Annotated in this window: 6 protein-coding genes; all 6 read right to left on the reverse strand. The window is 34.6% G+C overall.

Annotated elements, in window-relative coordinates:
- Positions 1–53 precede the first annotated feature (53 nt).
- The 6 genes from EHQ59_RS08515 to EHQ59_RS08540 all read right to left on the reverse strand — a co-directional run bounded on the left by EHQ59_RS08515 (position 54) and on the right by EHQ59_RS08540 (position 10,005).
- A complete protein-coding gene (locus EHQ59_RS08515; RefSeq protein WP_135619253.1) occupies positions 54–695 on the reverse strand; it encodes a helix-turn-helix domain-containing protein in 642 nt (213 codons plus the stop codon).
- Positions 696–747: 52 nt separating this feature from the next.
- Positions 748–1,140, reverse strand: a complete 393-nt coding sequence (locus EHQ59_RS08520) for a VOC family protein (protein WP_135619254.1) — start codon at positions 1,138–1,140, stop codon at positions 748–750.
- 219 nt (positions 1,141–1,359) lie between these two features.
- Positions 1,360–4,377, reverse strand: coding sequence for a PAS domain-containing sensor histidine kinase (locus tag EHQ59_RS08525; RefSeq protein WP_135619255.1), 3,018 nt, complete (start codon positions 4,375–4,377; stop codon positions 1,360–1,362).
- 46 nt (positions 4,378–4,423) lie between these two features.
- On the reverse strand, positions 4,424–5,935 hold the full coding sequence (locus EHQ59_RS08530) for an LA_3751/LA_3752 family putative glycosyltransferase (protein WP_135619258.1): 1,512 nt from the start codon (positions 5,933–5,935) through the stop codon (positions 4,424–4,426).
- A gap of 118 nt (positions 5,936–6,053) precedes the next feature.
- Entirely contained in the window at positions 6,054–7,829 is a 1,776-nt protein-coding gene (locus EHQ59_RS08535; protein WP_135619256.1) for a glycoside hydrolase family 15 protein, read from the reverse strand.
- A 1-nt stretch (position 7,830) separates the two neighbouring features.
- The gene (locus EHQ59_RS08540) at positions 7,831–10,005 is read right to left on the reverse strand and encodes a bifunctional alpha,alpha-trehalose-phosphate synthase (UDP-forming)/trehalose-phosphatase (protein ID WP_135619257.1); all 2,175 of its coding nucleotides are present in this window, start codon (positions 10,003–10,005) and stop codon (positions 7,831–7,833) included.
- Between the last annotated feature and the right edge of the window lie 264 nt (positions 10,006–10,269).

Consider the following 10,269-nt stretch of genomic DNA (forward strand, 5'->3'; position numbering starts at 1 on the left):
TAATTTAATAGGTTCTCTCATTTTCCTTCTGAATGCTGTCGTTGCTGGTCATTTTATAAAAAAAGATAAAGAGATTTTCCAATCGTAAATCCAAGATCAAATCGCAATTTTTCTTTCGGAGTAATGTCCGGGTCATCTTGTGAAATTCCGATCCATTTATGACTTCCATTTTCTAATTTCCAACTTTTGTACAAAGAAAGTAACGATACCATTTCTTTACTTTTGGGAAGTGGACCAGGTAATGATTCATAACTTCCAATGTGGCGTGTGAAGATGAGAGTAAATGAAGAGATATTTCGTTTGATGAAGTTATGTGGTGAGATACCTTGGGGGTAAGTCATCTTGTCATTTGATTTTGAATTGATTTTTTTTTTGTGTTTTTTCCGAAAGTTAGATGGTGTGACTCCAATCACACGTTTGAATGCCTTTGTAAATGCTTCGTTTGAGGAAAAACCTGATTCTATCGCAATTTCCAAAATTGGGAAATTTGTAATTTTTAATTCGTATGCGGCTTTTTCGATCCTCAGTCTTTTGATGTAAGATTTTACATTTTCCTTTTGAATTGATTTAAAAAAACGATGGAAATGCCAATCACTATACCCAGTTAAAAAAGCAATTTGGTTGAGACCCAATTCCTTTTCCAATTGGGTTTCTATTTTTTTCCAAACTGGATAAATATTGGTTTTTGGATTCACATGACCATTTACTTTTCATAAAAATAGAAAGTAAATGGTATTTTTTTAATCATTAATTCATATTTCGTTCTTGGACAATATCAATTCCAATGCCATTGGGATCTACGAGAGTGAAGTGTATATCTCCCCATTCCTCTTCCGTCAAAGGAAGATCAATGGGAGCATTTTTTTCTTTCATTTTTTCATATTCTAGTTTTATATTTTTTGTTTCAAAGATAAACCAAATTCCTGAATTTTGATATGGTTTTTGAAAATACGATTTTCTCACCTGTTCTTGGTTTGGTGCCATAATTGCTAATTCGACTTCAGGTGAATTTGGTAAACAGAGCAAAATGAACCACTCTGTTTCAAATTTTGTCTCTAAACCTAACCAAGTTTTAAAAAACTCTTTTGTTTCTTTTAATTTTTCTGTGATAATGCCTGTATGGATTTGTTGGAATGCCATAGTAATCTCCTTTATAAAAAAGAATATAGGCATTTAAGAATAATACTGGATCGTTTTTGCGATTTTGATCAAATTAGGTTGAAATCATTATATAACCCCAAAAAAATGTTGATTCTAAAAAGGGGGAAGGTGTTCCCCAAATATCTTCGTAAATCATAGGTATCTACAATTGTTATGATGAAAAGAGTGAGGACTGGTCCAAAGAAAGAATCATTCCCATTAGAACTCTGGTAGCGAAATCGTAAATATAGTTTTCCCTGGGGTAGAATCGACTTCAATTTGGCCATTGTGTTTTAGGATCACTCTGCGTACAATATCAAGTCCTAAACCACTTCCTTCACCTAACTCTTTTGTGGTGAAAAAAGGTTCGAAGATTCTGTCTTTGATCTCATCATTGATCCCACAACCAGTATCTTCGATACTTACTTTCGCCCATGCACTTTCATCCTGGCTGATGGTAATGGTTAAAATTCCTTTGTACGACATGGCTTGGATGGCGTTAAAAATTAAATTGGTCCAAACTTGGATCAAATCATCCGGATAACAATCGATGAAAACTTGAGATGCCGGATAATTACGAACAATTTTGATCCCATTTTTGATTTGGCTGTTATATAAAATTAATACAGTTTCGATATTGGCGACTAAATCAGTTTTGATTTTATTCCCTTGTTTGTCGAAATGGGAAAAGTTTTTTAAAGCATAAAGAATTTTAGATACACGTTGAATCGATTCCAAAATGGAATTTAGATTTTGAGAAGTGTGTATGTATTGAATTCCATAATTGAAAAAATCCAAAAAATCATCTTCATGGCAAAGATGTTGTATGATACTCAGTCCATTTTGAACCCCTGAATCTACCACTTCCTCAGCAATATATTCTGAATCTCTGCATCCCAAAGATTCTAAAGTTTCGTATATTGATTTTTTTTGTTTCCTTGCTTCTGATCCATGTAATTGGTTTCTTTTTTCAAATGACTCGATCATCCATCTGATATACAGTTCCCGTTTTTCTTTTGGTTGATTTGCAAGTAAGGCGATAATTTTTTCCTGATTGAAAATTTGATTCTTAATATTTTCTAAAATGAGTTGGCTTGAAGCTTTGATCGCTCCCATCGGATTGTTGATTTCATGTGCAATACCTGCAATCAATTGGCCAAGAGAAGCCATCTTTTCGTTTAGAATTAATTGAGATTGGGTTAATTTTAATTCTTTTAACGTTTTTTCCAATTCCATCGTTTGAGAGAAAATTAAATCGTTTTTTTCTTTGATTTCTTTGAGAGCTTCTTTGATCGATTCGGCTTCATTAATTAAAGTTAAATCGATGAACGATAAAATGAATTTACCTTCTTCAAATTCCTTTTTGTTTACTTGGATGGGGATTAAGGTTCCATCTTTTTTAATCCCTTCCAAAGAAAATGATTTGTCTTTATTGTCGATTCCGTTCCAAAGGGGATCTGCAATGATCTCTTTCACAGACAAATGATGAATGAAATCATAACCAAATAATTTTTTGAAAGCAAGATTCGCATCTAAAATCAAATCACCTTCTGTGATGATGATGGCTTCACTGGCAAAGTTATAAAAATTGCGAAACCTTTCTTCCTTGCTTTGTAGTTTTAATTCAAATTCGTATTTTGCAGATACGTTTTCTAATACACCTACTTGTCTATTCGATCCTGAAATATCATTGCTGATAAATGTGCCTCGATCTTCGATTGGGATATATGTATTGTCTTTTTTGCGAAGTCGATAAAAGGCATGATAAGGACTTCTTGTTCCTATTGCATCCGCTAACAATTCCTTTGTGAACATCCTGTCATCAGGATGGATTAAGTTTAGCCAACCTTCTATGTCTAAATGATTGAATTCTTCAATTTCATATCCTAAAACCGATTTGATGGCACCATCCCATTCTATTTGATTTAAATTAATATTATAATCGTAGATGATTAGCCCAGTTTGGTTGGCAACTTTATGGAACCTGGCTTCATTTTCTAAAAGAGCAATTCTTTTTTTACGAGAATCATCTATGTCTTCAATACTTCCGATGATGACTGTTCCGCTAACTTCTGTTTGGATTGCTTTCCCTTGGACTCTGACCCAAAAATTGGGATGACTGAGTATTTCTAACTCTAAATCAAAAGGGATCAGTTCTTTTTCTGCTTTGATCAATGCCTCTACTAACATTGATTTGCTTTCTTCTGCAAAAAAGGCAATTAAGGAGTGGATAGAAGGGATATAGTGTTTTGGTTCCACCCTCAAAAGATAATATAAATCCGATGTCCAAAACATTTGGTTTGACTGAATCGTCCATTCCCAAACTCCTGATTTGGAGATTCTTCTGATTTCTTCACTTAAGTCGTTTTGTTTTTTTAATTGTAATTCAAGTGCTTTTGAAGTAGTGATGTCTTGGGCTACTCCTAACACTTCTGTGGGGATACCGTCCACATTAAAGGAAAAGTTTGTTTCCCATACACGAAACCAGTGAACGTTTCCGTTCCTATGGAAAACTCGAAAATCCAATACATAGATATCTGTATTTTTTTCTTCCATCATCTTTTTAGAATGGGTTTCAATCAGATGGAGATCTTCAGGATGAAGTATGTTTTTTATTAAATAATCATAATTTAGAATGGGTTCTACTTCGAATCCTAAAAAACTTTCGATACTATTGTTTAAGTATAAAAATTGATTGGTGGCAAGATCTTGGATGTAAATGATTGCTGGTAACGTTTTTGTTACTCTTTCTAATAATTTTTCCTTTTGACTTAGTTTCTTTTGTAATTCAACCAAGATGTCTTTTTTTTGGATGACTCCTTTTGCAAAACGTTTTCCATCTTTTCCGATATAATTGAGAAGTTTGATTTCGCAGTAAACTTCTTCGCCTAAATGATTTAAGTGGACCCAATCAAATTTTACGATTCCATATTTGAATCCATCTTCAATATACTTTATGGCGAGGATTTCTGATGGTTGTCCATTCGGTTGGAATTTGGGACTGATATCAATGACTGAAAGTTTTTGTAGTTCTTCTTTTGTGTATCCTAAGATGGTGGTAAACTTAGTATTACAATCAATGAAGAGTTGGCTCTCCATATCTAAAACAACGACAGCATCTTCGTCTTCTTCAAAAAAAGTTCGGTATGTGTTTTCTTCCTTTTCTCGCAATAGATTCTCTAGATAACGAATCTTTTCTTTTGCCTCCTCGAGAGTGATGTGTTCGTTTGGTTCCATGGGTGGTAGCGTTCATAAGTATTCCATGGAATGCCAAAGCTTCAACTTAAAAATCGGTGCGTACACATTTTTGACTCATGATTTTGGAAGTATCCAAGGAAGGACTACATGTGTATCCGTTTGCTTTTGCTTCACGGAGAATTGATTGGTAAGAATCTTTTTCGTCCTCAGTTCCCATGGTTTCTTTTTTTACATAGAGAAGTAAAAATTCAGGTGTTTTGTTTTGCATCAAATTGTAATAAAAATAGTAAACAAGGAAATCATTCCTCACGCAGATTACTTTTTTGGAGATGAGATCAAGTGTATATCCTCCTGATAATACTTCACTAGTTGTAACAATTAAATCAGATTGGAAATTGGATAATTCAGACTTAAGTTTTTTAAGTTCCTTACTGGAAAAATAAAAAACAATTAGGATGAGAAGGGCACAGAAAAAAGTCCAAATTCCTAGACTATAAAAAATAAGTTTTTGATTTTGGATTTTGAAAAACATTTCGTTGAGTAAAAACGTTAGAGGAAAAACTAAAATAGCAAGATACCGTCCATTTAGCGTTAAGCCATCGTTAGGAGACGTAATTGCAACAAAGATTAAAAAATGAAAAATGACTAAGATGTGAAAGAGTAAGGTAGGATTTGATTGGAGATTTTCTTTTTTTAGTTTGAAGAGAGTATATAAATAGATTGGACTTTGTAAGAAAAAACCTAAAGTCCACATTTCCTTTTTTGGAAAGGTAAAAATAATGGAGATAAATATTTGTATTTGATCGATGATCGTTTTTTCAAATTTACCAAAATTTGCCAAATGTCTTGTTCCCAGTGGATCCGTATAACTCTTGTAATTCCAAATGATAAATGCAAACAACACAATGGCGAATAGGAAATACCGAATTGGATGTAGAATTTTTACAAAGGTTTCTTTTCGTTTCACCACTTGGAGGTAAAACAGCGCCATCTGGATAGAAACAAATAATAAAATTCCTTCTAGTCGTAACCATAAGGACAAACCAAGAAACAAATTGCCGAGTAACCATTCTTTTGTTTGGTTTGTTTGAAAGGCTTGTAACAAAAAATAATACCCGTAAGCCGAAAGTAAGATAAATAGCCCATTTTCTGAAAAATCGATCAATAAGGGGAAAATAACTGTTCCCAATATAGCAAACACAATCACAGGGATTGCAAAATTGTTTTTTTGCATCAGGTGAATGAAAAGTGCCAAATAAATAAAATTGAGATAAGGTAAAAAGTGATGAGGTATCACACCTAATAAAGAGTAAACGAATGTGAAGCCAATGGGGTATTGGCCAATGAGTCGATCCTGATTGAGGAAAACAAAATTTTCATTTAGAGGGCTCATTAGAAATAATGGGTCTAGATGTTTTGCTGGATAAAGGACTGATTCCGTTGTCCAGTTTTGTTGCCATAAGGACACAACTTGTATCCATTTGATGAGTGGGTCGGAGATATAAAATTGATCCACCCGAATGAAGACTTGTGTGAGAAGTAAAAATAAGGGAATGAAAAAGAGAATGATGCCAGATCGATTTTTGAAAGAAAACATAGCCAAATTCTGCATAGTTTTTTTTCCAATCAATCAAAAATTGACAGCCTTCTTCGATTGGGATTTTAGATTCGTGTGGATCGATTAGGAATTTTCACTTGATCCTTCGGACATTTTTTTACCAAAAAAGGCTTCTCGATTTTTTCACGGCAATTTTATGGGCGGCATTCACGAGGCCCACATGACTATAGGTTTGTGGAAAATTACCCCACTGGCTCCCCGAATTGGATTCAATGTCTTCGCTAAACAAACCAACATGATTTGCATGTTCACAAACAAAATCGAATAACTGAATTGCTTCTTCCAATCGATCCATACAAGCTAAGGCTTCAATGTACCAAAAAGTACAAACCAAAAAAGTAGTTTCTGGTTTTCCGAAATCATCCTTATGAAGGTAACGATAGATAAATCCTTCTTTGGTTTTTAATTGGAATTCAATTGCTTGGATATGTGATTTTGCTTTCGCCGAATGTGGATCCAAATAACCTAAAGTGATGAGTTGTAATAAACTGGCATCCAAGTCTTTTTTCCCTTGGGCTTGGGTATAACATCCTAACTCTTTGTCATAACAGGATTCAATATTGAATTCTGCCTCCTTCATCAATCGTTCTGCTTTTTCCAATAAGTTCTGTTTTTCTAATTTAAGGGCAATTTCCTTTGCTGCTTTTGCGCCAATCCAATGGAATAAATATGTGTAACAATGTTTTTGCGAAAAGTTTCGAAACTCCCAAAGTCCAGCATCAGGTTCATCCATGGTGATTTCGATTTGATCTAAGATTTTTTGGATTAAATTTAAATTGTGAAATCTATTTTTTTCGGGGATACGTTCATCCGAATACAACGGTAAAAGTGATAGAAGGATTTGTCCATATGCATCGTTTTGTTTGTGAGTGTAAGCAGAGTTACCGATCCGCACTGGTTTGTTACCTTGGTAACCATCTAAATCTAAAATCTTTTCCTCTAATAAGTGTTCGCCGAAAATGCTATACAATGGTTGGAAACGGCCATCCTCTGTTGGCGTTAGGTTGCTAATGTATTGTGAATACTTTTCTAACTCTTCAAATTGTCCCAGATTGGTTAAGGCTAATAACGTGTAGAAGCCGTCTCGTAGCCAACAAAAACGATAATCCCAATTTCTTTCTGAATTTGGTGATTCGGGCAAACTTGTTGTCGATGCGGCAATGATGGCACCTGTCTCTTGGAATTGATGGAGTTTTAAACAAAGAGCAGAGCGGATCTGTTGTTTTTGTGCGAAATTGGGAATGGTACAATGTTTTACCCAGTTCTGCCAATATTGTTTTGTCTTTGTAAATTCTTCTTCGATGAATTCGGGAAGAGGGATGTCAATTTTTCCCGTTTCCAAAAGGGATATATAAATGGTTTGGTTGAGATGAAATTCTTTTTCTTTTACAATTTGGTTTAAGGATACATTGGATTGGATGTAAAAATTGATTTGATTCGTTTCGTATATGATTTGTTCGGCGACGATATTTGGTTTTAGTGTTTGATTTCCATAATCATAAGTGGGATTTAGTTCTATTTTGATTTTGACATCTCCTGTTAAAGGAACTATCTTTCGGTATAAATTTCTAGGGGAACGTAAAATTCCATTTTGATAGTACCTTGGCGCAAAATCAATGACTGCGAATGATCCAAATTCCGTTTGGATTTCTGTTTTTAAAATATTTGTATTTTCTAAGTAAGATTGAGAACTACTGATCAATTTTGTTGTTGGCGAAATTTTGAAATTTCCGCAACGTTTGTCCAATAATTTCCCGAAGATAGGAGAACTATCAAAAAAAGGCCAACACATCCAAACAATATCTGCCAAAGAATCGATATGTGCGATGAAACTTCCATTTCCAATGATGCCTGTATTATATTTGTGATTCATTTCATGATACCTTTGTTAAATAATTGATTAAGTTTTGAATCCATAAATGGACATCATCTGTGTTTTGGAACCTGTATTTTGCAATGGTTTCTGATTTTCCAATTTTCACGGTAATTGCTGTTTCTGGCAATTCGCGATACATATCTTCATCTGTCGTATCATCCCCAAAGGCAAAGGTTTCCCATTCCTTATTTGGAAGAATTTTCATAGCAGCTTTTCCTTTTCCCGTGCCATATTCTCTTACTTCAATGATTTTATTTCCTCTTTGGATAAAAAAACCACTGTTAGATGATATTTGAGATAGTTCATCTAACATCTCTCTGGCGGCATTGAGTCCGATGTCTGGATCCGCATTTCGGAAATGCCATACCAACGAATATTCCTTTTCTTCGGTAAAGGATCCAGGAACACGTTTGGTAAATTCATCTAAATGTGTTTTGATTTCTTTTTTCCAATCCAAATGTGAATGAAATAAAGAAGTCCATTCCGGTTCTAAGGGAGCTTTATGCCAAGCTCCGTGTTCTGCGACCAAATGCAGAGGTAAACCAGTGAAAATGGATTCTAAAAATTTCCGATCCCTTCCACTGATAATGGCAATTGAAACATTCGCAATTTGAGATAGTTTGGTGATGGATGTGATCAGGTCTTTTGAGGGAACTGCCAAATGTGGTAGCGATTGGAACGGAACCAATGTGCCATCATAATCGAATAAAATAAAAATTGGTTGTTTGGTTTTCGGTAACAAAAGCTCAGAATTTGGAGAAATGGATTTTGTTTGGAAATTTTGATTCCGTTTTGCGGTCTCTTCTGTCTCTAGGTAAATCTTATTTGCCCAATCCATCACGGAATTTTCTTTTAAACGAGAAATCATCATTTGATTTCTTGTTAAAATTTCTGTTTCATCCATTTCAATGGCATCTCTAATCGCATTCGCCATACCACTTAAGTCATTGGGATTGACGAGGATTGCTTCTGGTAATTCTGCGGATGCCCCTGCCATTTCACTTAATACTAACATTCCATTTCTTTGAGAGACTAAAAATTCCTTTGCCACTAAATTCATGCCGTCACGAAAGGGAGTGACAAGCATCACATGTGTATTTTTATACAAGGGCACCAATTCTTCAAACGGGAATCCTTTGTATTGGTATAAAATTGGTGTCCAATCTAATGTTCCAAAACTTCCATTAATAGCACCCACCTTTTCATCGATGGCTCGTTTCATGGATTGGTAGGAGGAAACGTCGGTTCTAGAAGGGACTAAAACCAAAACTAGTTTGCATCGTTTGATCCAGTTTGGATTTTGTTTTAGAAATAATTCAAAAGCATTTAACCGTTGTAATACACCTTTTGTGTAATCAAGACGATCTACAGAAAGGATTTGTTTTAGGTTTTTGTGATTGGTATTGATTTGGTTTGCGATAGTATCACATTCTATTGAATTCGCATACTTGGAGAATTGTTCTACATTGATTCCCATCGGGAAGGCAGCTGTTTTCGTTAGATGGTTTTGGAAATAAATGATGCCTCGTTCGTTTTCTATTCCCAAACAACGTAGGAGTGATCTGAGAAAGTATTGTGTATAACTTTGTGTATGGAATCCGATGAGATCAGCACCTAGTAATCCCTTTAAGATCTTGGTTCGGAACCTTTCTGGTAACAAACGAAAGATTTCAAATGTAGGAAAAGGGATGTGTAAGAAAAATGACAAAAGAATATTAGGAAATTCGTTTCTTAATATCCCTGGCAATAAAAACAAATGATAGTCATGAACCCAAACCCAATCTCCTGGTTGGTAAATGGATCGAATTGTTTTTGCGAATTCTTCATTTGCTTCTTCATAAGAATCAAAGGTAATATCGGAATATTCACAATTTGCTGTAAAATAATGAAATAATGGCCAAATGGTTTTATTACAAAAACCATTATAAAAAGAATCAGCTAACTTTTGTTTTAGAAAAACAGGAATGGTTCCATGTTCCTGTAACATTTTCTTTGCATAAAGATTTTGTTCTTTTTCGGGGATTGATTTACCAGGCCAGCCGACCCAAATGACTTCATGACCTTGTGATTTCCAGTGCGAAAGAAAACTGGAAAGGCCTGTTGCCAGTCCACCGACATTGGGAGTCCCATCCCATTGGACTGGTAACCTGTTGGATACGAGTATCAGTCTCATGGGATCCAGTGGATCAAAAAAAATATGGAAAGCAAGGGCTTTCTTTAAAAAAAATTTCTATATCATATGTGAGAAAATTAATATATAAAAATATTAGACGATTGATAGTCGTAAAAGTTGTAAAAAAATGATATTTGTGTCTAGTATGTGATGATGATCATCATCTTGATGGATTAGCCTGATTACATAAAAACGGACACCTTTTTTTCGCAGAAAAAGCAAGAGGTGCCAAGTGAGCAGACGATCAAAATACTCTCCGGAGTT

This window comes from Leptospira kemamanensis (assembly GCF_004769665.1).
Taxonomy (GTDB): domain Bacteria; phylum Spirochaetota; class Leptospiria; order Leptospirales; family Leptospiraceae; genus Leptospira_A; species Leptospira_A kemamanensis.

Bases quoted from the DNA above. Each gene is read 5' to 3' on its own strand.
- EHQ59_RS08520 (WP_135619254.1), bottom strand. From the start codon at position 1,140: ATGGCATTCCAACAAATCCATACAGGCATTATCACAGAAAAATTAAAA.
- EHQ59_RS08540 (WP_135619257.1), bottom strand. From the start codon at position 10,005: ATGAGACTGATACTCGTATCCAACAGGTTACCAGTCCAATGGGATGGG.
- EHQ59_RS08525 (WP_135619255.1), bottom strand. From the start codon at position 4,377: ATGGAACCAAACGAACACATCACTCTCGAGGAGGCAAAAGAAAAGATT.
- EHQ59_RS08535 (WP_135619256.1), bottom strand. From the start codon at position 7,829: ATGAATCACAAATATAATACAGGCATCATTGGAAATGGAAGTTTCATC.
- EHQ59_RS08530 (WP_135619258.1), bottom strand. From the start codon at position 5,935: ATGTTTTCTTTCAAAAATCGATCTGGCATCATTCTCTTTTTCATTCCC.